This is a genomic window from Mucilaginibacter sp., assembly GCF_025359345.1.
GTDB lineage: Bacteria > Bacteroidota > Bacteroidia > Sphingobacteriales > Sphingobacteriaceae > Mucilaginibacter.
Map to the genome: position 1 here is coordinate 58,862 of NZ_JANYGQ010000001.1, position 25,780 is coordinate 84,641.

Below are 25,780 nucleotides of genomic sequence, written 5' to 3' on the forward strand. Positions count from 1 at the left end.
AACCACTGCTACATCCATTTAGCCGCAAAGCGGTTAAACTCATGGCGCAGGTCATTAAAAAGCTTCTCTTCTGTTAAATAATCTTCATATATCTCCTCGTGCTCGTTCGCCGTATCTTCGGTAACAAACACACCGGTATCTATAAGTTGCCCTTCCATGGTTTTATCGTTTACATGAACAAGATGTTTTAACTCGGCGATTTGGTCGCGATGAATAAGAAAATTGTTCTGGAAATGTTCAATCCCCTCACATGCCTCTTTGCCTGTGTTGTCTTTGGCAATTTCTTCCAGGCGTTTGTTCATGAACCCAAGCTCGTGCTGGTAAAACTCAAGACCTCTCAAACACTCGTTATTGAGGTTGGCAAAATGTTTTATGTTTATCTGACTCATGACACAAATTTGCACCGTTTACTAAACCCCGTGAATGACCGGCGACAAGCAGAATAGTGATTTGTATCATCTATTGAAAATACTTAACGCGGTGCTTTTCCGGTTAAATGCCATGCCAAAACATGTAGCATAGCCCAATAGGTTAAATACAGGGATGATTGATGCCCTTAAAAATGTTAATAAGTGTTAAAATTACACAGTTTGTGGCTGCCAGCCTGGAATTTCATGCTAACTTCAGATTCATGTTGTAACATTGATAGAAGAAAATAATTGGGTATTCATTAATCAACCCGTTCTGTTTATTATATGGCCGTTAAGCAGGTTTTTAAAAAAGGTTGCAAGCTGATGGGGAACCAATTTGAGTTCAGCGCTGTGGCTGATGATGAAAATTGGGCAAACGAACGGATTGAAATGGCTATTGAGGAAGTAAAGCGCATTGAAAAATTGCTTACTACTTATAACAACGACAGCGAAACTAACCAGGTAAACGATAATGCCGGCATACAACCGGTTGCAGTTAGCAGGGAAACGTTTGAACTGGTAAAACGGTCGATTGTGATATCAAAAGTAACCCAGGGGGCATTTGATATTACCTATGGCTCCATTGATAAAAAGCTTTGGAACTTTGATCAAAACATGACGGCCCTGCCTGATAAAGACACCGCTAAAAAAATGGTAAGGCTTATCAACTACCGTAATATTACCCTCGACGATAAAAACTGCACTATTTTTTTACGTGAAAGGGGTATGCGCATAGGTTTTGGGGGAATAGGTAAAGGTTATGCTGCCGAGCGCGCAAAACTGATTATGCAGCAAACAGGTGTTGAAAGCGGGGTTGTAAACGCAGCAGGCGACCTGAACGTGTGGGGAACGCAGCCGGACGGAAAAAAATGGACAATTGGTATTGCCAACCCGGATTCCTCGCGCCAGGTATTTTCGGAGTTAAGCCTTACAGATGCCGCTGTTGCTACATCGGGCAATTACGAAAAGTTTGTGATGATAGACGGTAAAAAATATTCGCATACCATAAACCCACGTACAGGCTTGCCGGTGACAGGTATAAAAAGCGTAACTATTATTAGCACCAATGCCGAAATTGCCGATGCCATGGCCACCCCGGTAACTATTATGGGCGTTTATGCGGGGCTTGATATGATTAACCAGATGAAAGATATAGAAGCAATAATTATTGATGACGATGATAAGCTTTATACTTCAAAAAATATTAACATTACTTGATACCCCTAAAAATGATAAATCAAACTATTAAACTAATGGCGGCTGTTGTGCTGATGGCCGCTACCACATCATGTGTGCACTTAAAAGAGTACCAAAAAAGCAGGATCAACGATTCTGAAATGGCCTTAAGTAACCGTAAGGTGGAGAAAAATGAAATGAACTTCCAGTCGTACCGCGAAAGCGCATCAGGCGCCAACGCCGGCAAAACAGGTGGCGGCTGCGGCTGTAATTAATTTCAATCATTTTTATCCCCTAATTAATCATGAAAAAAGTATTTCTGACTGCATTCGGCTTTTCTATGATTTGCCGGTTTAGCACCTTTGCACAAACCAAAACCGACACCATCCACACTAACAAACCATTTAGCTTATACCAGCCCTTGCCGGCTAACGCCCAGCCAGATGACTACAATCCAAGGGCGCTGCATGTTGATGAAATTAACATAGTTTCCAGCTATTATAAGCAGAATGGTTTCCATTCGGCAATTACAGGAGGCATTGGTACCGAAAAAGTTTCGGATATTTCAAACGGGTTGGATTTGAAGCTGGTATGGACGGGCGACAACGAAAATAAAAATACCATTTCGCTTGGCCTCGGTTATGACCATCACACTTCGGCATCATCGGCCTTTGTAACCACCACAGGCCAGGGTAAGCAAGGCGGCACAAGAATTTATCCTTCGGTTGACTGGACTGTTGAAAACCCAACCACCGGTAATACTTTCGGCATAGGCGCTTATTATTCGGGCGAGTACAATTATAAGTCGCGCGGGGCCGATGTGCATTTTTCGAAAAAGACAAACGATAAAAACGGCGAGTTCAGCGCCAAGTTCCAGGTTTACCAGGACAAGGTAACGATGATTTATCCTTCGGAGTTTATACCTGTAATTACACCGGTTTCAACCGGGGCTACTTACATTACTACTGCAAGCGGTAACTTGGTTTTAAGCAATGGCGGCTCATCCTATTCAAAACCAAGCCTGCCAACAAAGCCAAGGGGAACTTACACTGCATCGTTTGGCTACTCACAAATTATCAATTCACGGCTGCAGGTAATGTTCCTTGCCGATTTGGTTGCGCAAAGCGGCTATTTGAGCCTGCCGTTTCACCGGGTATATTTTACCAATCAAAAAGATACCATCGAAAAATTGCCTTCATCGCGCTTTAAACTGCCGATTGGTTTCAGGGCCAATTACTTTTTAGGCGATAATATAATATTACGATCTTATTATCGCTACTACCTCGATAATTGGGGCAGCCGTTCCAATACCGCTAATCTCGAGGTGGCATTTAAAATAACGCCTTTCTTTTCACTCTCGCCGTTTTACCGGTATTACACACAAACAGCGGCCAAATATTTTGCGCCTTTTGAAGGTCATAGCGCAAGTGAAGAGTTTTATACCAGCAACTATGAATATGCGAAGTTTAACAGCCAGTTTTATGGCGCAGGTATAAGGCTGGCACCACCAAAAGGTGTTTTCGGCTGGGACAAGCTGCACGACCTGGAACTAAGGTATGGGCACTATCAACAATCCACCCAGTTAACATCAAACGTTATTTCGCTCAATCTGGGCTTTAAATAGCCATGCTAATATAACAGGCGAAAGATAAAACGGTGCAAATTGCCTGGAATGTTTGATAATTTGGGAAATGCTGCCCACTTTTATATCGTGTTATTTAAAAGCTAAATAACACGATATAAATTAAATATTCTGTGAAAGCCACCGTCCTCATATCCCGCATCATCCTCGGATTCCTTTACCTCGTTTTCGGACTCGATTATTTCCTGCGTTTCATCCCGTACCAGCCTTTGCATACCGGGGTAACCGGGGCATTTGTTGCCGGCCTTAAGGGAGTAGGGTACTTTTATCCTATGATTAAAACTATCCAGATATTGGGCGGAATTTCGTTGCTTGTTAACAAGTACGCGCCGTTTTCTGCGGTAGTGCTTTTCCCGATCAGCTTAAATGTACTACTTTTTCATACCATCCTGGTTCCATCCGGATGGTGGATGGGCGTGTTGCTGATTGGCCCCAACCTGCTTTTAGGCTGGGGGTACAGAAAGTATTATAGCGGGATGTTTGTAATGAAGCCGGTGGTGTAATCATCCTCACTTTTAGCGCAGGCCTGCGACCTGCGCTGGGGAATTGAGCCCCGTTGGGGCTTCGGAGATTTCTCTCCGTTTCAAAAATACCGACCCCCAAAAATTCAAATGAACCTCAAATCTTTTTGATGGAATCTGAAACACTTAGCCCCAAAGGGGCGACCTCCGTCAGCGCTGGTCGCAGGCCTGCGCTAACAGGTAGTTTTATTCGTGTTTAATATACCTCTCAAAAAACTCATAAATCCGCAGCATCTGGTCTATCCGCTGGCGCATATTTCCTGAGCGCACCAATTCGTGCGTGGCGCCGGGGTGCTGTACATATTCAACCGGGCGGTTTAAAACCTTTAGTGCTTTATACATCATTTCCCCCTGTACAATGCCGGTACGTAAATCGGTTTCGCCATGCAATATCAGGTAGGGTGTTGTTATTTGATCCACATAAGTAAATGGCGATTCCTCTACTAGTATAGGCTTTGTTTTTGCCTCCCATGGATAGCCGCCAAAATATATGGGTGTTAGCTGCCAGGCATTGGCCTCGCCAAAAAACGTGGTTAAGTCATACACCCCGCGTTGCGACGAAATTGCTGCAAAACGTTTGGTATGGCCGGCCAGCCAACCGGTTAAATAGCCGGCGTACGAACCGCCTGTTGCTACGGTTTTATCCTTGTCGCCCCAGCCTTCGGCTAACGCGCCGTCGAGGGCTGCCAGTACGTCTTCGGTTGGCCCGGTGCCCCAATCCTGGTAATTGGCTTTTATAAAGTCGATGCCATAGCCACCCGAGCCGCGCGGGTTGGAGTAAACCACTCCATAACCCTGCGCACAAAAATATTGGAACTCGTGCCACATGGTGTTTTCGCCAGGGCCCCACATGGCGGTTGGGCCGCCGTGTATTTGCAGCATCACCGGGTATTTTTTATTGGGGTCGAAATTGGTGGGTTTCATCACCCAGTATTCAACTTTCAGGCCCTTGCTGTTGGTATAATATTTTTTTTCGGGGATACTTAGCTTTTTGTCCTTCAGCCATTCGGAGTTAAACGTGGTAAGCGGCCTGGCGGTTTTATTGTTTAAATCGGCCACATACAGTTCGTAAGGGTCGGTAACTGCGGTTTTTACATAAACCATTTGTTTTTTGCCAACATCAAGGCTGCCCAAACCTTCGTCGTAGCCGCTCAGCTGTTCGGGTTTAAGCGTGGCCATATCAACCTTATAAACAGGTGCGCCACCGTTTGATTGTGCGGTAAAGTACAAAGATTTACTATCGGTCGACCATACCGTACGCCCAACGTTGCGGTCGATGGGCACCACCATTTTTTTGCCGGCTGCCTGCAAATCATAAATCAAAAGGTGTCCGAAATCCATCGTCATTGGCACGGATGAAAAGCCCACCAGGTACCTTCCGTCCGGCGAAACCTGGCCGTTGTTTAACGACACCCCGTCTTCGGCAATCAGCCGCTTTAAAGGGCCGCCGGTTGATTGCATGGTGTATATGGCTGATATTAACGCTCTGTCGGGGTTGAGCGACGTATCAGCATTCGTAGTCAGGATGAGTTGTTTGCCATCGGGCGTAAAAACTGCGCCGTTATAATTATGAAAGCCGAACGTCAGCGGTTTTGCCACAGCGCCCGGTTTGGCATCGATAATAAAATAATGGTTGAAGCTAAAGTTGGGTTCGGTAGTGGCCTCACCCTCAAAATTAAGCTTGTTAAATACCTTTACCTTGTTGTCGGCTTCGTCCTGGGCTAAATATGCACGGATAGCATCCATATTGCCATCGGGGTTTGCTTTGGTTTTTGATTGAGGCAGGTTGGTTTTAAAACCGGGCCGCTCCATTGTCCAGTTCGGAACAGCCGCGTGTGGATTTAATACCGAATCCTTCAGCATTTCGGGATAGGAAAGGCCCACCGAATACAATATCCTTTTGCCATCAGGCGACCATTGCGGATTGCTTGCTCCCCGCGACTCATTGGTAAGCTGCGCAGGCTCACCGCCGTTAAGCGATAGTAAAAATATCTGCGATTTGGTTTTTACCGACCGTACAAATGCAATCTGCTCATCATTTGCCGACCATGCAGGCTGCGAACTGCTGGTACTTGAAGATGTTAAAGCCCGTGCCGGCGCACTGCCATCCGCAGGTACGATCCATATTTGCGTACGGTAAACATATTCCCCTTTAGTCGCTTCGTCGGATTCGACAGACAATACCGTAAAAACAACCTGTTTGCCATTATGCGACAGGCTGGCGGTGCCGGCCTGCTTAATGCGGGTCATATCAGTAACGGTAACAGGTTGGGTGCCATTTTGGGCCCTCGCCGTATATAAACCACAAATAATAAACAATAAGAGTAGTGTTTTTTTCATGATGTAGTTTTGGATTTTTAAATATAAGAGGAATATGGTTAGGGTTGGTAGGGGTAGATGTATTATTTTACCATACTATCTACCAGGCTAGGAAAAGCGTTTGAATTGGGGGCGAAAGTATCAACATCGAATAATGATTAAACTTCGGCTTTATGCTTCCTTAAAATATCCCTACTTTAAAGCCGGTAAAATTTCAATGGTTAACATTAATCTATGCTGGGATGAATAGAAAAGAACCCGAACAGTTTATTTTAGACCACCTGCAGAAACGGATTAGCCTTACCCGGGAGGAAGGTGATTATTTTTGCTCACTGTTGCAGGTGCGTAAGGTGCTTGCCAGGCAGTACATACTGCAGCAGGGAGACGTGTGCAGGTATGAAAGTTTTGTTTATAAAGGTTTTCTGAGGTCGTTTTATGTTGATGATATGGGCGTTGACCATACTTTACATTTTGCGATGGAAGATTGGTGGATAGCTGATTCCGCCAGTTTTTTAGGACAGGAGCCATCCATGATAAACATTATAGCCCACGAACCTTCTGTACTTCTGCAGATTAATAAACAGAGCCTGGATGAGCTTTACCTGAAATTTCCGGTGTTTGAGCGGTTTTGGCGTATCCTTACCCAAAATTTTATTGTTGCCCAGGATAAGCGCATCCTGAATGCAATTGCCCTGAGCGGCGCAGAACGATACCAGGCTTTGATTGAACGCTACCCCACCATTGAAAACCGTTTAGCTCAAAAGCACATTGCCTCTTATTTAGGGATTTCCCCTGTTTTTCTGAGCCAGATCCGTAAAAAAAGGCATAAATAATTAAACTATTATAAGCCTGAATATTAAATTAGTTATACGTCGTTTTACGGGATCATCCACACCTTTGATATTTAGAATATAAAGAAATCAAAGCTTAAAAAATGGATTTAAAATTTGACCACGCCGCTTTACAAGTGCGAAACATGGACGCAGCAATAGCCTTCTACACCGAAAAATTATCTTTTTGCCTGGATTTTAGAGCGGTCAACGAACATGAAAAAGAAGAATATGCTTTCATTTCATCCGGCGATCTGCGCATCGAATTAATCCGGGACCTGGAAAATGATTTTTGTCCCCCGGTGCCCCAAAAACCATTTTGCCCTCATTTGTGCCTGGAAGTTGCAGATCTGGAGATAGCGCTAAATGGGTTAAAAGAGAAAAATATCCCTGTGCTTAAGGGACCGTTAGCAATTAAAGATGAAGAAACATGGGTTTACTTTGCAGACGAGGATAATAATGTGCTGGAGTATATTCAATGGTTTAGGAAAAAGTAGTCGTCCTTAATGCGAGCCGCAAACAGGAAGACAGACTTTTTTAACCAATAGCGCTCACAAGGGTTCAGCCCTGCTCTTTTTTCGGCAGCTTTCAACTCAATTCAGCACCGCTTTGTTCAAATGTTCGTGGTACTCCACAAGTTTCAGCATCACATTGATGGCGTTCTCATAGTTTTTGGCGCCAACTACTTTTTTGTACTCATGTTCAAGTTCTGTCATTTGCTTTTTAATATGCTCATAAAAGCGGCACCCGTTATCTGTTAAATATAACATCATTGAACGCCCGTCGGTACTGCATTTTTCACTCTTTACCAGGTTCAGTTCTTCCAGCTCTTTAATCACCTTGCTGGCTGCCTGTTTGGTTATACTTAAATTTGCTGCAAGCTTACTGTTGGAAATACCTGTGGTGCCTATACTCATAAACAACGGGATATGCGAGTTGTTAAAGCCTTCAAGGTTAGCATGGCACAGCTTTGTGCAATACCATTCATCCGAAAGTCGTTTCAAAAGGTATAATAACCTGCTCGTCATCCTGGTTGCTTCCTCGTTTAACATGATCTTTAATATTAATATTTAAGTAGGTATTAACAATAGGCCTTTACAATATTTTAGTTTATCAATTTATTAAACCGGGCTGACCAATAAAGTCAACCAGGTTTACAAGTTTAACGTTTTTTATACAATTAAATTGCATATACTTTAGGCTGATTAGAATTGGAACCTAACAAAAGCCCTTACACCCCATTTTGGTGCATCAGGGTGATCCAGGTAAGTAAGCCTTCTAACCAGGTCCAAACGCAATAGCTTAAAAATATTCTCGATACCTGCGCTGGCTTCCATATAAGGGCCGTTGTTTAGGGTATAAGTTATTGGCTTGCCACTGCCACCTATAGGGTATTGCAATAAATAGGGATCATTGGCAGGATTATTTTCCTGTCTTACGCCGCCCCATACCGATTTGAACGATACTACTTCCCTCAACTTCAACGACTGTAATAATGGCACCTTGTTAAAAAAGAACCCGTTAAAATGCTGATCAATATTGATGCTGGCATAGTGGTCACTAACAAATTCCTGGTAATTCATCAGGTTGAAAGATTGCAGCTGCAACGCATAGCTCTGGTTGGCATGCTGGATATCCAGTAACGGATAAGGCAGCTTATTAAAGATATATCCTCCCTCTGCCGAAACATCTGCAAAACCCAACTGAGAAAGATAAAAGCGTTTGGTGATGTTACCGGTAACATTCTGATAATTGTAATCTCCCTTAAAAAGTCCTTTAATACCTTCCTGGTAACGCAGGGTAAAAATAGGGTACTTGTCGGGTATCGGGGTACGGTATAATTTACCCTGGTAAAATTTTTCGTGAGGTGCGTACCGCAGTTCCATTGATAGTTCCGTGGTTTGCAGGCTATTTATAGTATTTGGCTGCCCCGCGATAATATTCTGAAAATATAATGATCCTGTTGGCGCCTGGTTCCATGCCTTTAGCTCAAATTTGTACGAGAAATGGTTCAGGTACTCATGCACATAATCCAGCCTGAAGATATCGTTGTAAGTATAAATACCATGGTCGCCACGCTTAAATGAGAGCAGGAAGTTATCCTCCTGTACAAACTGAAGTTCCTGGCTAGGTATCTTGGTATCGCGCTGTACGCTCGCCCTTATATAGTCCTGCGGAAAAGAATAGATCGATTTATTATTCAGCGAATAAGTGCCGCTGAAAAAATATTTAAATTTTTCGTCCTTAAAACCATATGCGCCATAGGTCTCGAAATAATACCGTTTGCTCAGCTCGGTGGTTGTACGTCCGCCTAATCTCAGCCTGAAACCTTCTACGGGGTTAAAATTGTAAAAGGTATTTACCGGCCCTATTTCAAAAGGTCCTAAATTATCGTACCCTGCAACAAAAAGGGTGATCAATTTCATTGTCCGTTTAAACGAAGGGAGGGTTTGCAGGCTATCGATATTCTTGTAAATATCTGCCTGGCCTTTTTTAAGGGTATCAGGGCGATTAGCTTTCCAGAATTCATCCCCTTTTTCAGCCGCATTGAAGGCGATCATTTGCGCTGGACCGGCATAAATCTCGTTAGGACGTGGTTTGTTGACTGCAAAGTTGTTGATGATCACCACACGTTCGCCATATACGCCGCCGCCTTTGTTTTTGTTCAGCCCAAAGTCCATCTTCAAATCGCTCTGGCTCAACCGGTAGCGCCCGCCTTCTGTTTTTTCAAAAGAAAGGGTGGTTTGCATTTGGCGCACAAAATTGAGGTTGATGTGTTTATTTACCGACAATACCGCTTTTTGTACAGCATAGTTGCCATCCATGGTAATGTATATCTTACCCGTAAAAAGCATGTCGGTAGTATTACGCGGGGTAAAGCTCAACTCGATCAACTGCGGGCTCACATCTTTAATGGTATCGGTAATAAAGAATTTGTAGAACGATGGAGCACCATTAGCGATCGGGCTCAGCAACTGGTTACCCAATAGCGGGATATTATTATCGTAGATCTCAATATCCATATACATGCGGTTAAAGTATGCTTTAAGCCCTTCGTTATCTATAAAGTTCTCATCGTACTTAACCTGCTTATTGGCCTCAATCACTTGCTTTTTAACATAGGGCGATTTGCGGAAGTAGTTATCAGAAAGTTTTTCTTCCATATACATCGGCAGCAGATTTTTTCCGCCGATTGCATTGGAGTCCTGCTCCATAAACAAGAATTGATAATTCTTAAATATCCGCTTCTGTTTAAACTTTTCAGAAAGGTCACTCAACGAAAATATCATTCTTTCGTATTGCTGATATTCGGCATAATCGAAATTTTCGAGCCTGTTTTCATCCTTGTGGGCAATCACCTTGCGGATCAGTTCCACAGCGGGATTGTTCTTATTGGTATACCTGGTTTTTTTGCCGCTTTTTATAACTACCTCGGTCAATGTTCTCCGGTCTTCGGTTAGAGCGATGTTTATAGTTTGCGTAGTGCCGGGGGTAATATCCTTATAAAAGGTTTTATAACCTATAAAGGAAACCTTGATGCGGTTATAATTTCCGTCGGTACTAATTTTGTAATTACCCTTAACGTCTGTACTGCCGCCTATGGTGGTACCATCAAATGAAACGCTTACAGCCGGCATAGTTTCCTGGGTGCGGATATCTGTAACTACTCCCTTAATGATTGTTTGTTGCGCCATCAAGCTGGTTGATAACGTTAAGAATAAAAGCATCACTGTGCTTTTAATTATGTTGAAAAAATGGTCCGTTTTCATGATATTAAAATATAATTGAGGTCTCAGGCAGCCTGTGGATGATTGTAAATTATTTCAGAAGTTGATACCGCAATGTTTTTTTCGCTGCCTTTAGATTTTTTGAACAGGTTAGTGACAGCATTATTCCTGATGGTATTATTGGCAGATAAAAAATAGTCTTTAAGGAAAATCAGCAGTATCCCTATCTCCATATCTGCACCCATGAAATTGTCTTTGATAATTTGTTTAACCAGCGGAAGCAGGTAGTACCCCAACTTGCCGGTTGAAAAATTAGACGCTAAAAAAAGCTTATTCAATTTAAAGCTCCTTGCACTGGTGATTACCGCACTGGTGATGCCTGATATTTGGTCGAAGTGGATGAACTGCGTTTTCATGACTACTGATTTGATGACACAAAGGTAAATTAAGTTGACTAAATTAGTCAACTTGGTTTACCAAAAAAATTACTTTTTACTGTTTTGTGACGCTACGGTGAGGCGGTGACTTTAAGATGAGATTAGGACGGTGGAATCCTTTATATGCGAACGATCCTGCCGTTGGTCAGCAGGATCGTTAAGGTATGGAATGTTATAAGCTGAAACGTTTCCGGTTAGTTTTTTACAAACGCAAAGACGGTGTTTTTGTAATCGGATTTTGTCAACTGTACTTTCAGGCTCTTAAAAATTTTCATTGGCGCATCTGTGGCAAAAATATTAACCAGCCATGCAGGCAGAGCACCTCCCGGGTCTACGTGAATCGAATATTCAACATGTACCTGGTTTTGTCCCAGGGGGGTAATGACCCATTTGCCGATAGAATTGTCGATCCTTACGATGCCTTTTTTTACCGGAACAACGCCGGGTACTGCCGGGCCATCAATCGTCACTGTTTTTGTAGTCGGATCTTGGCTCACTGTTAAATGGGCCACAAAATCGCGGTTTGCTACAGGCCAGGGTAAGCTCACTTCCGAATAATAATAAAGCTCTGTAGGCGACACCTGCTTAACCAGTTTGGCTGACTTAACGTGGTATACCCAATCCGGGGCAGTGTTAACGTCCATAACAAGTGCTACCAGCTGGGATGGTGTTGCATCGAAATTACCTTCCACTTTAATAGCTTTGACCTTCGAATCGGGCAATATGCTGGTGTATATTTTTATACCTTCCTTTTCGGTACTCAGTTTCCAATCATTTTGTGCTGATGCAGATTTTAGTCCCAACACAACTAGCAGTAACATGAAAAATACTTTATGTACTAAATTGATTGTTTGATTTGTTGTTTTCATTTTTACAGATTTAACGCCGTAAAGGTAAACCAAGTTGACTAAATTAGTCAACTAAATTTACTAAAAAAATAATTTATGACGGTGGCGTGATGCTTCCGCCCGGCAAAGCAGGAATGCGTTTTGCAAAATGTAATTACATTTGGTTAAGTGTTACCTTGATGGTTAGGTGAACGGCTTTTTTACAATTAAGTTAAATGGATAAAATACCGGTAAGGCATATCAGTACATTCCAAAAAGAGCCGGATATTTCGGAACGCTTTAGCATTCGCGATCTTCATGATCTGCTTGCCGGCAAAGACATGGTACAGGAACTTCACCGGCATGATTTCTTTTATGTTCTTGCTTTAAAAAAAGGGGCCGGCAGTCATGATATAGATTTTATCTCCTACACAGTTGGCGACAATTCTGTTTTCTTCATGCGCCCGGGCCAGGTACATCAGCTTGTGTTAAAAGCGGGAAGTACCGGTTATTTGCTGCAGTTTAGAGAGGAGTTTTATTTCCCGCGCGAGAAAGTATCGAACCAGTTATTGCGCCAGGCCGGTAATATCAATCATTACGAGCTTAATGCTGACGCGTTTCAAAAGCTGCTTAACACGCTTACTTCCATCTTCAATGAATATACAGGCAAACAGGAAAGATACGAAGACGTTATCAGAGCAAATATGGGTATTTTGTTTATCGAACTTGTACGGCAGCATAGCCGTGCCACTCCGGATAACGTAACCCTTTATACACAGGAACGGCTCGAAGCATTTTTATCACTTTTGGAGACACATGTTAACAAAAAGCAAGTTGCTGAATATGCTGCCATGTTGAACCTGTCCACTTATCAGCTTAATGCTATTACGAAGGCCGCGCTCGGCAAAACCTGTTCTGAATTAATTAATGAACATATTATACTGGAGGCTAAAAGGTATCTCCTGGCAACATCAAACCAAATAAACCAAATAGCATATTACCTGGGGTACGAAGATGTTTCCTATTTTATCAGGTTCTTTAAAAAGCATATGGGCCACTCGCCGGAGGCTTTCCGACATAATTTTAAATAAGTCCTGTACAACCATATTTTTGTCCTATCCATCAGTTTACCTCCGAAATTACCTTTGTACCAGGCAAAATGATTTGCTGAAAAGATAATTTTCCGGGCATGAAGACAAAGGGCAAGTTAATAGCATCTTTAAAAATATGGGTAGTAATCTACCCGTCTATCACATTATTTCTTTACCTGTTTGGTAAGCAATTATCTGTACTACCTTTATATCAACGGACGCTGTTATTGACCATCCCATTAGTCCCCTGGATAGTATTTGCCGGTGTGCCTTTGGTGAATTTTTTTATCAATATGATTTCATCTAAAAATGATAATAAGTAGGATTTCTCATTGCTATTAACACAATTTTAAAAACATACTAAAATGACAGACCGAAAAAAATTTGACGTTATAATTATTGGCGGGAGTTACTCGGGCCTTGCCGCTGCTATGGCCTTAGGCAGGGCGCTAAGACAAGTTTTAATTATTGATAGTGGCGAACCCTGTAATAAGCAAACGCCACATTCGCATAATTTCCTCACCCAGGACGGGAAAACTCCAAAAGAGATTGCAGCCCTTGCAAGACAGCAAGTGGAAAAATATAATACCGTAAAGTTCTTTAGCGGTTTGGCGACAAACGGAGTGAAAACCGAAAGCGGCTTTGAAATCCGGGTTGCATCAGGTGAAATATTTAGTGCAAAGAAGTTGATTTTTGCGACAGGGATCAGGGACACTATGGCTGAAATTGACGGGTTTGCGGCTTGTTGGGGAATTTCGGTTCTTCACTGCCCGTATTGCCACGGCTATGAAGTGCGAAATGAAAAAACCGGCATTTTAGGAAATGGCGAATATGGCTTTGAATTCTCAAAGCTTATTTCGAACTGGACAACGGACTTAACGTTGTTTACCAACGGAAAATCAACTTTAACATCTGAACAAACAGCAATACTTGAAAAGCACCATATCAAAATAACTGAAAAAGAAATTGAAAGACTAGAGCATACCGATGGACATCTTCAAAATATTATTTTCAAAGACGGTACAACATCTTCCATTAAAGCGGTATATGCACATAGTCCGTTTGAACAGCATTGCCAAATTCCGTCTGCTTTAGGATGCGAATTTACTGACGAAGGATACATCAGGACAGACCCCTTTCAATCGACAACTATCGCCGGCGTTTTTGCTTGTGGAGATAATACAACAAAAATACGTACTGTGGCCAACGCTGTGGCGATGGGAACGACAGCCGGTATAATGGCCAGCAAAGAAATTATTTCTGAAAAATTTGAACAGGCAGATATGAATCAGTCATGGGATGAACAGTACAGAAACATGTGGGATGATCGCTATAAAGAGGATGGGTATGCCTATGGAACAAGCCCCAACGTGTTTTTTAAGGAATGGATTCAAAAATTTGAACCCGGATCAATATTAATGCCGGCTGATGGTGAGGGGCGTAATGGGGTATTTGCCGCACAATTAGGGTGGGAGGTAACTTCATTTGATCTAAGCGTTGAAGGAAAGTTAAAGGCGCTGGAACTTGCAAAAGAAGCCGATGTTACTATAGATTATATTGTAGGAGACTTGGAGCAACTCGAGTTTGAAAAAGAGTCGTTTGATGCAATTGCACTTATCTATGCACACTTTGCAGCCGCCAAGAAATCTTCATTTCATCAAAAATTGAACACCTATCTAAAACCCGGAGGGGTAGTTATTTTGGAGGCTTTCAGCAAAGAACACATACACCTAAACAACGGCGGACCAACAGACATCGATATGTTGTTTTCCGTAGAGGAAATAAGAGCCGACTTTGCAAATTATGACCTGTTAATACTGGAGGAGAAAGAAATTCTTTTTGATGAAGGCATGTATCACGTTGGGAATGGTTCTGTTGTGAGGTTTGTAGGAAAAAAAAACCTGGTAAATGCGTATTAGCAATGTAAGCGAGCCTCTCTTATCACATCAAATTATTTATAAAAACTAAAATTCAAAGAAATGAAAATCATCATAGTAGGTGCAACGGGCACCATGGGAAAACACTTAGCAAGCGTATTAGAAAAAGACCATGAAGTTATAAGAGTTGGCTCCCAAAGCGGAGACATACAGGCAGATATTACCTCGCCCGAATCAATAGAAAATATGTTCAGGCAGACAGGGTCGTTTGATGCGCTGATATGCACGGCAGGGCCATCGTATGTTGGTCCATGGAAAAGCATGACAGATAAGGAATTCAGGAAAGGGCTGGATGGTAAATTGATGGGCCAGGTTAATTTAGTGCTCATTGGGCAACACTACATCAACCCAAAAGGTTCATTTACATTAATCGCCGGCGCTTTGACAAATGAACCGGTTTTGAATTTCGCCAATGCATCAGCAGCCAACGGAGCAGTTGAGGCATTTGTGCGCGCAGCAGCAATTGAATTGGAAAATGGTGTACGCATTAATGCAGTGAGTCCTACTGTTCTGGAAGATTCGCCGCAATATTTTCGTTTTTTTCACGGGGATATCCCGGTAACTATGAAACAACTGGAATTTGGTTTTCGAAAAAGTGTGTTTGGCGCTAACACCGGGCAGGTAATAAAACCATACTGATTAATATCCGGAAGTGCGATCGGGCCTTCATCCATGAACAAAAACATCCGGTTACTGCTGAAAAATCTCAGGGTATTTCCTGATAAAATACACCGGCGTGCAGCTCCAGGCGTGGCAGTAACTGTTCACCGGGAAAAAGTTGTATGGTGATTTTAGTTCATCGTTAGGGTCATATACTTCCCAAAAGGTATCGGCGCCTTTTTTTACCATGCCGCCCCAATAGGATGTCAGCGCCTCTTTGGCTTCGGCTTTCAGGCCGCTTTCAATCAAAGCCGCAATGTAATAATGGTACATGTAAGGCGCGCCTGGATGCACAGCGTCGGTAACAGCTGGCAACGCTTTTAGTGCCTTTTGGGCTTCGGCTTTTGATGCTACGCCGCTTAATATCATCCAGGCCTGGCCGCCGTACGATACCTGTTTGTTTGGCCCGCTTATAAATAACCCGGTTGTTTTGTCGTACAGGTTCTTGTGGGCCGCTTCTTTTAATTTTTTTGCCATGGCGGGGAGTTCAGCCACTTCGTTTTCCTTGCCAAGCAGTTTGGCTAAAGCATAGGTTTGGTTAAGGGTGTAAATGGCGATGCCTTGTAATGGGGCCTGTTTATCCAGTCCGTCTTTCCAGTCGAAAAACACCCACCACTCTTTGCCGGCTTTTACGTAGTCCATCATGCCATCTGCGCCGCTATACATTTTGGCGATGTCGAGCTGTTTTTTGGCGACGGGCCAAAGGTCAAGTCCGGTTTGTTTGTCACCGGTTGCCGCAACATATTCTTTGAGGGCCACATTGTACAGGAAACAATAATCCAGCAGCCGGCTTTTTTGAGGATGAGGCTCGGGCAGTTCAAATACATTGGCGTTCAGGATGCCATCTTCGTTCGACAGGCCTGCCAGCAAATACAAGCAACGCTTCGTCAGCGCGTCGTTTTTGAAGGAATAGAGGTTTGCCAGCGACTCGAGGTAAGTGTCGCCGATCCACAGGCGGCGGTCGCGTTTTGGCCCATCTTCGTAAACGGTTTGCATGCACTCTTTAAGGGTAGCGAGGCCGATTCGGTCGATTTCTTTTATGATGGGCGATGTTGTTGCCGCAAGCTCTGGCGGTGTTACCGTAACCGAGGTGGATGCCTTAAACTGTATATCCGAAAAACCAAACTCAAAACCCGAAGACGAACCCAGCCATTCAATCTTCACATACCTGAACGCCACCCTGCGTAGAATGGTAACAGTTGCCGGCAATACCGAAACGGTAACGGTTTCGTCCTGTAGCCAGGCGCGGCTTAAGCCACCGGGATAGGGATCAAAGGGGGTGGCCAGTTCAGCGGGCACTTCACCAAAAGTCAGCTTAAGGCGCAAAGGCGCATCCATATCACCCCGAAGAGTCTTCAATGTGAACGTGCAATAGCCCGTCATATGTTCGCCGAAATCAACTACAAGGCCGCTGCTTTTTTGGTTAAAGGATTTGTTGTAAAGTTGCTCAATTCCCCCGGCGTTTACTGCCTTCCAGCCCTGGAACGCTGCGGCATCTTTTTCAAGCTTAACAACACCGACCGGGTGTTTGATAGTTTCTGTTAGTGTGGGTTTGTATTCTTCCGCTTTTTTTAGCCAGGCTTGGCGGAAGGGGGCGTAGAGGTCCTGGGCAGTTATTTGAGTGCTTGTAAAGGTTATGATGCTAAATAATAAAAGGGATGTGTAAATACGGGCGAGTGTTGATGTCATGGTTTGTATACGCTTGGTTAGGCAATATACGCATATTTGGACTTGAAGGGCAAGTTGATGATAATAGCATTTGTTAATTTGAGCGGAGTGATTAAATTGTTGTTTATTAGGCTTTTATGTTGCTTTTGAAATGCTGCCGTTTTCTTTATATTTGATCATGAAGAAAATTTTACGCGTAGCTCTTGTTGTGTTGCTTATGCTCGTTATTAAAACTGGTGTAACGGCACAGGTTAAAATCGACGAAACCAATTTGATCACCCGCCTCTCCGGCCTGAATACCCTGGCAGCTGCCGATGCCGAAAAGTACTTTACCGACCACGACTATTCCCTGTTCAGCAAGCAAACTATTCAACAGCCTACCTATTCTATGGATTTGTATAAGTATAAGATAAAAGACCAAACCGGCAGCTATTTACTAACTGTAATTGGCGGCCAGGTTGCAAGTTCGGGCTGTATTACCTACAATGAAGACGAATACCAGCAGGCGGTGAAACTCATAACGGACATGGGCTATGTGCCTGGCGAATCCGCCGGAAAAACCATATATTCAAAAGGTAACATGAGTTTCCTGACACAAAAGAAAACCGCTGCCAGTGGCAGCATATTTTATGTAATGACCCTAAGCGATTTGGTAAGGGTGGCGCAGTTGGCAGGAATTAAAAAATAGGGGCGATATTGCACCCGTTCGTCCCGTCGATATCTTTTGGATTGTTATCTCCCCTAAAGAAACATCGTCTTTGGCATACTTTGAATGTTAATTAGGGTGTACGAGGGGCGCTATTGATGGTACTGATGCTTTTGAGTATTCTTTGTTTTCATCAATATTAAAATATTCAGTAACCTTAAACGTTATTTGCACTTTTAGGGTATGAAATACTGGTGTTTGCGAATGGGGATTGCTGCGCTGTTACTGACAGTAGCGGCTGGCTGTGGTACGGTAAAGTCACTGGGGAAAAACCCGGAGGGCGAAGAGCTTGTAAAGTTGGAGGCTTTACCTAATTACAAAAATGGCGCTTTCCAAAATTTGACTAAACGCCCTGATTCGACAGTTAAGCACCGCAACCGGGTGCTTTTTATGCTCCGCCGCCGCCCTGAAACCATCAGGCCTTCGCACGCATTGCCATGGGTTAAAACCGATTTGAAGACACTCGCTGCTCCAGCACCCACCATCGTTTGGTTCGGGCATTCGTCTTTGCTGATTAAAACCGGGCAGGGTAATATACTCATCGATCCTATTTTTAGTAACCATGCCGGTCCTGTACCCGGATTGGTTAAGGCATTTAAAGGCTCCAGGCATTACCACGCCAGGGATATGCCGCCAATTGACGTGCTGATCATTTCGCACGATCATTATGATCACCTGGACTATCGCACCCTGAAGAAACTGAAAGACCATATTAAAATGGCGATAGTGCCCATGGGTGTAGGTTCACATTTGATTTACTGGGGGTTTGATCCTAAAAAGATCACCGAACTGAATTGGAACCAATCGGTCGCACTGCCGGGTGGTCTCCGCGTCATCGCTACACCGGCACAGCACCGCAGCGGCCGCACTTATAGTAAAGTAAATAAAACACTTTGGGCATCTTACGTAATACAGGCCGGCCAATACCGGTTGTTCTACAGCGGTGACGGCGGTTATGGATCACACTTTAAACAAATAGGTCAACAATATGGCCCATTTGACCTGGCACTGCTGGAATGCGGACAGTACAGTCCGAATTGGCCATGGACACACCTGCTCTTTGGGCAAACCGCACAGGCTGCCGTCGACTTACACGCCCGTTTGCTGCAGCCTATCCATTGGGGTAAGTTTGCGGAAGCCGATCATCCCTGGAACGAACCTATAGAAAAGCTCCTTCCCGCTGCCGAAAAGCTGGGTATCGAGGTAAATGCTCCGCGTATCGGGGAGCCTTATACTTTGGGTTATCCGCCTAAGAAAGCAGTATGGTGGAATTTTGAATAATTACCCTGTTCCCAGTTTTAGGGTTACCGATCTGTGCTGTTCACACCGGAACAGTGTGTACAGTTTGGTGAAAATGTGGAACAGCATTTCTCTTGTTGCGGGAAAAAGAGCTTTGCAAAACGCCACCCATTATCATATACCTGCCTGTATTCCGGCATATTCCCTTAACTTTACCACCATGTCAGCATCACCTGTTAAAGTACTTTTCTTTTCGGCAAAGCCTTATGATATCGCCTCGTTTAACCAGCATAATGCTAATTACGGTTTTGAGTTGGAGTACCTCGAAACACACCTCGGACCGCACATTGTTAACGCAGTTGACCAGGGTACATTTGCAGTTTGTGTATTTGTAAACGATAAGCTGACAGCCGAAGTAATAGCCATATTGGCTGCCAAAGGTGTGAAGGTAATTGCATTGCGCTGCGCCGGGTTTAATAATGTACAGATGGAAGCGGCGAAAGAATACGGGATAACGGTATGCCGCGTGCCGGCGTATTCGCCCGAAGCGGTGGCAGAACATGCGGTAGCTATGCTGTTAACCCTCGTCCGCAAAACCCACAAAGCTTATAACCGGGTAAGGGAACAGAATTTCTCGTTAAACGGACTGTTAGGTTTTAACCTGCACGGAAAAACGGTTGGCGTGATTGGTACCGGACGAATTGGAAAAGCCTTCTGTAAAATAATGCTGGGCTTTGGGTGCAGGGTACTGGCTTTCGACCTGTTTAAAGATGAGGATATGGTTGCCGCCGGCGTGCAATATAGCACATTTGACGATGTGCTACAGCAGGCGGACATTATATCGCTGCATTGCCCGCTTACACCCGATAACCGATATTTGATTAACCAGGATAGCCTCAGCAAAATGAAACAGGGCGCCACGCTCATTAACACCAGTCGTGGCGCGCTGATCGACACGCACGCTGTTATAGGGGCGCTAAAAACGGGGCGATTGGCCAACCTTGGCATCGACGTTTATGAGCAAGAGGAACGCTTGTTTTTCAAAGATCTTTCGGGCACTATTATTGAAGACGATACCATACAGCGGCTGCTGAGTTTCCCCAATGTGCTGGTCACCGGCCACCAGGCCTTCTTCACCGAAGATGCGCTGTCGCAGATTGCCGAAACAACGCTGACCAGCATCCATGAGTTAAGCAGGGGCGGAACACCCGACGACGCACTGGTTGTGCAAATATAAAAGGGTTTTTGCAGAACGAATGATTGTGTTTTATGGCGTCCGGCGACGGAAACTCCGGGCAGTTGGAGATATTTGTAGCATCGGTGAAAACATAAATCCATTTAAAGGCTTATTATAACAAGGCGTAAATAACCTTCAAGATACGTTATGGAAGCTGAAAAGTATAAACTGTGCCTGTATGTCGCCGGGAAAACCCAAAAATCCAACAACGCGATTGAAAATTTAAAAAAATATTGCGAAAACGAACTGAAAGATCAGTATACAATAGAGATCATCGATCTGCTGGAGCATCCACACCTGGCTGAAGGCGAACAAATTATCGCTGTACCCTCGCTCATCAAAAAACTGCCGGCCCCTATGCGTGTATTGGTGGGCGATCTGTCTGATAAAACTAAGGTATTGGTCGGCCTTAACCTCGTAAATGATAAATAACCGTTAACTAGCTGGCTTGTAATTCCAGGAAACCGTTTAATTGTTCTTCAAGAAGATCGGTGTTGTAATCAGCGCCGGAAGCATGGTTGGTAACAACCAGTTCATCATCAGTTACAGTTATCGTCAGGGCCGGGCCTTCTATCACTTCGGGGAACAAAACATTGATCACATCATAAACATGTGCATATTCAATCGCCAGGTTCGACCCTAATTTTTCATTAACATATTCCGCAAACCCGGTCTTTAACAGGTCAAACAGCTTTTCGGCGCTGAGTGGTTTAACATTTTTTATTGTAGCCATAGGCATACATAAGCGTTTATAACCAATTAAGTTTCATATTGTGGCAATTATATCTTTCTGCTGTTGCTACCCGGCTATTATTTTAATGAAGGGCCTAAAACAATTGTAGATAACCGTTATTAATCCGCGGCCCGAAAAAGATTAAAGGCCCGAATACGATAAAAGACCTATCTTTACAAAAAAACGGACAGTGAAGAAGAAAGTGTTGATTATTGAAAATGACCAGGATATCCGCCATATTATAGAATTCCTGTTACAGGAACACGGCCTTGATACGCTGAGCATCCCCGAACCGGAAAACCTTTCGGAAATTATCCCCTTCGCGCCTGATGTGATCCTGTTAGACGAATTTATCAATAGCCGCCCGGGCCATCGCTTATGCAAGCAGATAAAACATGTTGCCGGCTTGAAAAATGTGCCCGTTATCATTCTTTCCACCGCCAATGATATTGAGATCATTGCCGCCGAATGCGAAGCCAACGACCATATCAGCAAACCTTTTGATATAAATGACATTGTGGGTAAAGTTGTCAGGATGATCAACCACTCACCTATTGCTTATTAGTCTGTTTTGTAACGGGCAGCGCATAGTAATAGGGATTTTCTCTCTTTTGCCAGGCGTTATATTATAGTAAAAGCGCCCGGTTAAACTTAACCGGGCGCTTCAAAATCATATTTAATTTGATACTATTACTGCTTAGCTATCTTATACAATTTCCCTCCATCAGTTGCAGCGTAAATAGCGCCGTCTTTCCCGGTTGCCATGCAGCGCCAGCGTTCGTTTTTATCAGCAAGTAAACGTTCTTCGCCAACAACTTTGTTGTTTTTGATCACCAGGCGGGCTATGTGTTGTCCGCTCAGGCCGCCAACAAACAGGTTGTTTTTCCATTCAGCAATATTGCCGGTATAAAACATCATGCAGCCGGGCGAAATAACCGGGTCCCAATAGTAAACCGGTTGTATCGTACCTGCTTTTTGTTGTATCCCATCATAAACTTTTTCGCCGCTGTATTCAATACCATAAGTAACATAAGGCCAGCCATAGTTGCCTCCAGGTTTAATCAGGTTGATCTCGTCACCGCCGCGGGGACCAAACTCTGCTTCCCACAAACCGCCGGTAACCGGGTTAACAGAAAAGCCGTCCGGGTTGCGGAAACCGTAGGCATAAATTTCGGGTTTGGCGTTGGCTTTGCCAATAAACGGGTTGCCGGCAACCGGCTTTCCCTCTTTGGTGATGTGTATGATCTTGCCGGTGGTTGCGTTCAGGTCTTGTGCCTTTACGCGTATATCATTTGCCTGGCGGTCGCCCGAGGTAACGAACAGGTTGCCCTGCTTGTCGAACAATAAACGCGAACCAAACTGGCCGTCGCCTTTATAACGCGGGAAAGCTTCCCATATCACCTTAACATTTTCCAGCTTTGTTTCGTCGGCCGACAGCTTGCCTTTAGCCACCGCAAGCGTGGCGCCCTCACCCGGTTGGGCAAAGGTCCAGTAGATCATCCGGTTGGTGGTAAAATTCGGGTCGATGTTGATGTCGAGCAAACCACCCTGGCCGCCATATTGCACGGCCGGAAAACCGGTAATGGTTTTTACGATCTTACCATCGGTTGTCAGTATTTGCATGGTCCCCGGCTTACTGCTGATGAGCAAACGGCCGTCGGGCAGCGTATGCATCCCCCATGCGCCTTTAAGCTCGCTGCTGATAACCGTAACCGTGTACGGGGTTTTGGTTTTAACACTGCCGATACGCGTTTGCCCTGCAAAGGCAGGTTTATAATTGCTGTTGGCTTTATTTTTTTCAACGGGCTCGCCGGTTTGCGCCATAATGGTTGAAGTAACCGATAAAAGCGCGGCACCCAACATTAGGGGCTTATAAATTTTTGAAAACATACTATCTGTTTTGGTTTTATTTGGTTAAGATACAACTTTAATGATTTTATGTTTAATTGTAGTATGTTTTTTACGGGGGAGGGTTGGAAATTTGTCGTTGGCGTAAGTTGCGCCGATACATTTATCTCTAAGCTATTTGATATAGCAGCTTGAAAGTTTATTAAGAAAAACAGTTGTGTAATCATTCTCTTTACGCCAATTCGTATATTGTTGCTTTATTTTAATAATATTATATAATATTTCAATAAAATTGCTAAACAATCATCACAAATATTCCTTTTAAAGTCTTAATTATTAACCGCATGAGTACCAGGGATATCAAATTTTTAAATGGTGGTGGTGAAATGGGTGAGCTGATAAGATCAACAGATTGGTCTAAAACACCTATTGACTCTCCTGGTACCTGGCCGCAAGCACTACGTACAACGGTTAGTTTGATGTTGAATAGCCTGTTCCCTATGTACATTGGCTGGGGCAGTGAATATACTCAGCTGTATAACGACGGGTACCGGCCTATACTTGGTGCAACCAAACATCCGCAGGCAATGGGTATCGGCACCAGCGAAACCTTTGCGGAAATTTGGCATATCATAGGGCCGATGTTTGCCGGAGTAATGAAGGGGGAAGCTGTAGGGTTCCCGAATTTTATGTTGCCGTTGGAGCGAAACGGCTATGTGGAGGAGTGTTACTTTGATTTTTGTTATAGCCCGATCAGGCATGACGACGGCACAGTCGGCGGGGTACTGGTAACCGTTATTGAGACCACAGAAAAGTACAAGGCTTTTCAGTCGCTTGATGCGGCCAAGCGGGAACTTGAAATATCGCAGGCTGAAACAAAAAAAGAGGGCGACCGGCTGAAACGTTTTTTTATGCAAGCACCCGCCGGTATTTGCATTTTAGGGGGGCAAGACCTGGTTTTTGAATTGGTAAATCCGCTGTACCAGCAATTGTTCCCCGGCCGGAACCTTTTGGGCAGGCCATTGCTTGAGGCTGTGCCCGAGATTACGGGTCAGCCCGTATGGGATCTTTTGCAAAAAGTATATAACAGCGGAAAGACCCACGAAGGTCATAACCTTTTAATACCCCTTGCACGCACCGATAACGGACCGGTAGAAGACCGGTATTTCGACTTTATTTACCAGGCGCGCCTGAACCAGGACAACCAGGTAGACGGTATACTGGTGTTTGTATACGAAGTAACCGAAATGGTGCAAATTCACCGGAGGGTTGAGGAAAGTGAGAAACGTTTTCGTACGATGATTGAACAGGCCCCGGTTGCGCTACTGGTTAACAGGGGCGACGACTTAATATTTGATGTTGTAAACCAGCCCATGATAGACATGATTGGCAAAGGGGACGGCATTAGGGGGAAAACGTGGTATGATGCCTTACCCGAATTGGTTGGGCAACCTGTTGTGGATGAGTTATACAACACCTATCGAACGGGAGAAGAGTGGCGCGGAAATGAAGTTCCGATTATATTATCAAACAATGGTGAGCCGGAACAGCGGTATTTTAACCTGATCTATCGCCCGCTGATAGAGGCCGGAAAAATAACTGGGTTGCTGCAGTCGGCCGTGGATGTTACCGGGCAGGTTAATGCGAGAATGGATCTTGAACAAGCTAAGGATACGTTAAATTTAGCTATATCAGCAGCCGAACTGGGTATGTTTGATATGGATTTAACCAAAGGCACCCTTTATTGGGACGAACGTTGCCGTACGCTGTTCGGAATCAGCCATAACAATCCGGTTACCTATGAAGTGGATTTTGTGGAGGGTTTGCACCCTGAAGACCGCGAGCGGGTTTTGGAGGTGATTAAAAATGTTTTTGATATAAAAGTAGATAGTGGCAATTACGACGTTGAATACCGAACTGTAGGGGCTGAAGACAAAAAAGTGCGTTGGATACGGGCAAAAGGCAAAGCATATTTTGATGAAACCGAGCAGCCGGTTCGTTTTATCGGCGCGGTGCTGGATATCACGGAACAAAAAACGGACGAAATTAGGAAGAATGATTTTATTGGAATGGTGAGCCATGAGCTTAAAACCCCGCTTACTACACTAACTGCTGTATTGCAGATAGCAAGCGTGAAATTAAAAGAAAGTGATAATAAACCTTTGGTTACTGCAATAGAGCGCGGTAATGTGCAGGCGAAGCGAATGACCGCCATGATCAAAGGTTTCCTGGATATATCGAGGCTTGAGTCGGGCAAAATGCTGATAGAAAAGCAAAAGTTTGATATGGATAAACTTGTGCACGAAGTGGTTGACGAAATAAAACTGATTGAAAAGGGCCATGAAATTAAATTGATTAACTGTAACCCTGTTCAGGTTAATGCCGACCGGGATAAAATAAGTTCAGTGATATCAAACTTTATTAATAATGCCGCTAAATACTCGCCAAACGGCAAACCAATAGCAATAAGTTGTGAAATAATAGAAAATGAAGTTATAGTCAGCGTTCGCGATGAAGGCATTGGCATAAAACAGCAGGACTTAAACCTGGTGTTCGATAGATTTTATCGCGCGGAAGCTGCCCACAAGCATAAAATTTCAGGTTTTGGGATAGGATTGTACCTGAGCTTCGAAATAATCAAGCAGCACAACGGCAGGATTTGGGTGGAAAGCGAACAAGAGGTTGGAAGCACCTTTTACTTTACACTGCACTTGTAATCTGCCCACCCAGGTCCCGCCCTTCCAGGCACGCTGCTTGGACACACAACTGTT

The 25,780-nt window shown here is 44.0% G+C and carries 25 protein-coding genes; 16 read left to right on the plus strand and 9 right to left on the minus strand.

The features are described from left to right. Positions 1 to 8: 8 nt before the first annotated feature. Entirely contained in the window at positions 9 to 389 is a 381-nt protein-coding gene (locus tag Q0R52_RS00305) for a hypothetical protein (RefSeq protein ID WP_295790712.1), read from the minus strand. Between the two features lie 306 nt (positions 390 to 695). Between Q0R52_RS00305 and Q0R52_RS00310 the strand changes: the two genes are divergently transcribed. The 4 genes from Q0R52_RS00310 to Q0R52_RS00325 all read left to right on the plus strand — a co-directional run bounded on the left by Q0R52_RS00310 (position 696) and on the right by Q0R52_RS00325 (position 3,731). Further along, complete coding sequence (locus Q0R52_RS00310) at positions 696 to 1,628, plus strand: FAD:protein FMN transferase (protein ID WP_295790715.1); 933 nt, start codon at positions 696 to 698, stop codon at positions 1,626 to 1,628. An 11-nt stretch (positions 1,629 to 1,639) separates the two neighbouring features. Then, complete coding sequence (locus Q0R52_RS00315) at positions 1,640 to 1,861, plus strand: DUF4266 domain-containing protein (protein WP_252789076.1); 222 nt, start codon at positions 1,640 to 1,642, stop codon at positions 1,859 to 1,861. 29 nt (positions 1,862 to 1,890) lie between these two features. Then, on the plus strand, positions 1,891 to 3,210 hold the full coding sequence (locus tag Q0R52_RS00320; RefSeq protein WP_295790721.1) for a DUF3570 domain-containing protein: 1,320 nt from the start codon (positions 1,891 to 1,893) through the stop codon (positions 3,208 to 3,210). A 131-nt stretch (positions 3,211 to 3,341) separates the two neighbouring features. Next, entirely contained in the window at positions 3,342 to 3,731 is a 390-nt protein-coding gene (locus tag Q0R52_RS00325) for a hypothetical protein (RefSeq protein ID WP_295790724.1), read from the plus strand. Between the two features lie 204 nt (positions 3,732 to 3,935). Here the strand turns inward: Q0R52_RS00325 and Q0R52_RS00330 are convergent, their stop codons facing one another. Beyond that, positions 3,936 to 6,089, minus strand: coding sequence for a S9 family peptidase (locus tag Q0R52_RS00330; RefSeq protein WP_295790726.1), 2,154 nt, complete (start codon positions 6,087 to 6,089; stop codon positions 3,936 to 3,938). 221 nt (positions 6,090 to 6,310) lie between these two features. On the opposite strand from Q0R52_RS00330, the gene Q0R52_RS00335 reads away from it, so the two are divergent. After that, complete coding sequence (locus tag Q0R52_RS00335; RefSeq protein ID WP_295790729.1) at positions 6,311 to 6,901, plus strand: Crp/Fnr family transcriptional regulator; 591 nt, start codon at positions 6,311 to 6,313, stop codon at positions 6,899 to 6,901. A 101-nt stretch (positions 6,902 to 7,002) separates the two neighbouring features. Further along, positions 7,003 to 7,395, plus strand: a complete 393-nt coding sequence (locus tag Q0R52_RS00340) for a VOC family protein (protein WP_295790731.1) — start codon at positions 7,003 to 7,005, stop codon at positions 7,393 to 7,395. 96 nt (positions 7,396 to 7,491) lie between these two features. Here the strand turns inward: Q0R52_RS00340 and Q0R52_RS00345 are convergent, their stop codons facing one another. The 4 genes from Q0R52_RS00345 to Q0R52_RS00360 form a co-directional block, all read right to left on the minus strand. Next, on the minus strand, positions 7,492 to 7,950 hold the full coding sequence (locus tag Q0R52_RS00345; RefSeq protein WP_295790735.1) for a MarR family transcriptional regulator: 459 nt from the start codon (positions 7,948 to 7,950) through the stop codon (positions 7,492 to 7,494). Between the two features lie 153 nt (positions 7,951 to 8,103). After that, a complete protein-coding gene (locus Q0R52_RS00350) occupies positions 8,104 to 10,668 on the minus strand; it encodes a DUF5686 and carboxypeptidase-like regulatory domain-containing protein (protein WP_295790736.1) in 2,565 nt (854 codons plus the stop codon). 23 nt (positions 10,669 to 10,691) lie between these two features. Beyond that, on the minus strand, positions 10,692 to 11,042 hold the full coding sequence (locus tag Q0R52_RS00355; protein ID WP_295790738.1) for a hypothetical protein: 351 nt from the start codon (positions 11,040 to 11,042) through the stop codon (positions 10,692 to 10,694). Positions 11,043 to 11,257: 215 nt separating this feature from the next. Beyond that, positions 11,258 to 11,932, minus strand: a complete 675-nt coding sequence (locus Q0R52_RS00360; RefSeq protein ID WP_295790740.1) for an START domain-containing protein — start codon at positions 11,930 to 11,932, stop codon at positions 11,258 to 11,260. Positions 11,933 to 12,126: 194 nt separating this feature from the next. On the opposite strand from Q0R52_RS00360, the gene Q0R52_RS00365 reads away from it, so the two are divergent. From Q0R52_RS00365 to Q0R52_RS00380, 4 genes are all read left to right on the plus strand, one after another. Next, positions 12,127 to 12,981, plus strand: coding sequence for a helix-turn-helix domain-containing protein (locus Q0R52_RS00365; RefSeq protein WP_295790743.1), 855 nt, complete (start codon positions 12,127 to 12,129; stop codon positions 12,979 to 12,981). Positions 12,982 to 13,079: 98 nt separating this feature from the next. Beyond that, a complete protein-coding gene (locus tag Q0R52_RS00370; RefSeq protein WP_252789066.1) occupies positions 13,080 to 13,304 on the plus strand; it encodes a hypothetical protein in 225 nt (74 codons plus the stop codon). Positions 13,305 to 13,346: 42 nt separating this feature from the next. Further along, on the plus strand, positions 13,347 to 14,900 hold the full coding sequence (locus Q0R52_RS00375) for a bifunctional NAD(P)/FAD-dependent oxidoreductase/class I SAM-dependent methyltransferase (protein ID WP_295790746.1): 1,554 nt from the start codon (positions 13,347 to 13,349) through the stop codon (positions 14,898 to 14,900). Positions 14,901 to 14,960: 60 nt separating this feature from the next. After that, entirely contained in the window at positions 14,961 to 15,557 is a 597-nt protein-coding gene (locus Q0R52_RS00380) for a short chain dehydrogenase (protein WP_295790748.1), read from the plus strand. A gap of 51 nt (positions 15,558 to 15,608) precedes the next feature. Here Q0R52_RS00380 and Q0R52_RS00385 read toward each other — a convergent pair whose 3' ends face one another. Beyond that, complete coding sequence (locus tag Q0R52_RS00385; RefSeq protein ID WP_295790752.1) at positions 15,609 to 17,267, minus strand: glycoside hydrolase; 1,659 nt, start codon at positions 17,265 to 17,267, stop codon at positions 15,609 to 15,611. Positions 17,268 to 17,424: 157 nt separating this feature from the next. Here Q0R52_RS00385 and Q0R52_RS00390 point away from each other — a divergent pair, with 157 nt between their 5' ends. The 4 genes from Q0R52_RS00390 to Q0R52_RS00405 all read left to right on the plus strand — a co-directional run bounded on the left by Q0R52_RS00390 (position 17,425) and on the right by Q0R52_RS00405 (position 20,860). Then, positions 17,425 to 17,934, plus strand: coding sequence for a hypothetical protein (locus Q0R52_RS00390; protein WP_295790754.1), 510 nt, complete (start codon positions 17,425 to 17,427; stop codon positions 17,932 to 17,934). 201 nt (positions 17,935 to 18,135) lie between these two features. Next, complete coding sequence (locus tag Q0R52_RS00395) at positions 18,136 to 19,233, plus strand: MBL fold metallo-hydrolase (RefSeq protein ID WP_295790756.1); 1,098 nt, start codon at positions 18,136 to 18,138, stop codon at positions 19,231 to 19,233. Positions 19,234 to 19,411: 178 nt separating this feature from the next. Further along, the gene (locus Q0R52_RS00400) at positions 19,412 to 20,428 is read left to right on the plus strand and encodes a 2-hydroxyacid dehydrogenase (RefSeq protein ID WP_295790759.1); all 1,017 of its coding nucleotides are present in this window, start codon (positions 19,412 to 19,414) and stop codon (positions 20,426 to 20,428) included. 147 nt (positions 20,429 to 20,575) lie between these two features. Next, positions 20,576 to 20,860, plus strand: coding sequence for a circadian clock KaiB family protein (locus tag Q0R52_RS00405; RefSeq protein WP_295790762.1), 285 nt, complete (start codon positions 20,576 to 20,578; stop codon positions 20,858 to 20,860). 7 nt (positions 20,861 to 20,867) lie between these two features. Here Q0R52_RS00405 and Q0R52_RS00410 read toward each other — a convergent pair whose 3' ends face one another. Continuing rightward, positions 20,868 to 21,161, minus strand: coding sequence for a hypothetical protein (locus tag Q0R52_RS00410; RefSeq protein ID WP_295790764.1), 294 nt, complete (start codon positions 21,159 to 21,161; stop codon positions 20,868 to 20,870). A gap of 190 nt (positions 21,162 to 21,351) precedes the next feature. Between Q0R52_RS00410 and Q0R52_RS00415 the strand changes: the two genes are divergently transcribed. After that, positions 21,352 to 21,726: a response regulator gene (locus tag Q0R52_RS00415; RefSeq protein WP_295790767.1), complete on the plus strand. Its 375-nt coding sequence runs from the start codon at positions 21,352 to 21,354 to the stop codon at positions 21,724 to 21,726. 125 nt (positions 21,727 to 21,851) lie between these two features. On the opposite strand, the gene Q0R52_RS00420 is transcribed toward Q0R52_RS00415, so the two are convergent. Continuing rightward, entirely contained in the window at positions 21,852 to 23,051 is a 1,200-nt protein-coding gene (locus tag Q0R52_RS00420; protein WP_295790771.1) for a PQQ-dependent sugar dehydrogenase, read from the minus strand. A gap of 302 nt (positions 23,052 to 23,353) precedes the next feature. On the opposite strand from Q0R52_RS00420, the gene Q0R52_RS00425 reads away from it, so the two are divergent. Continuing rightward, positions 23,354 to 25,726, plus strand: a complete 2,373-nt coding sequence (locus Q0R52_RS00425; protein WP_295790774.1) for an ATP-binding protein — start codon at positions 23,354 to 23,356, stop codon at positions 25,724 to 25,726. The last annotated feature ends 54 nt before the right edge of the window (positions 25,727 to 25,780 follow it).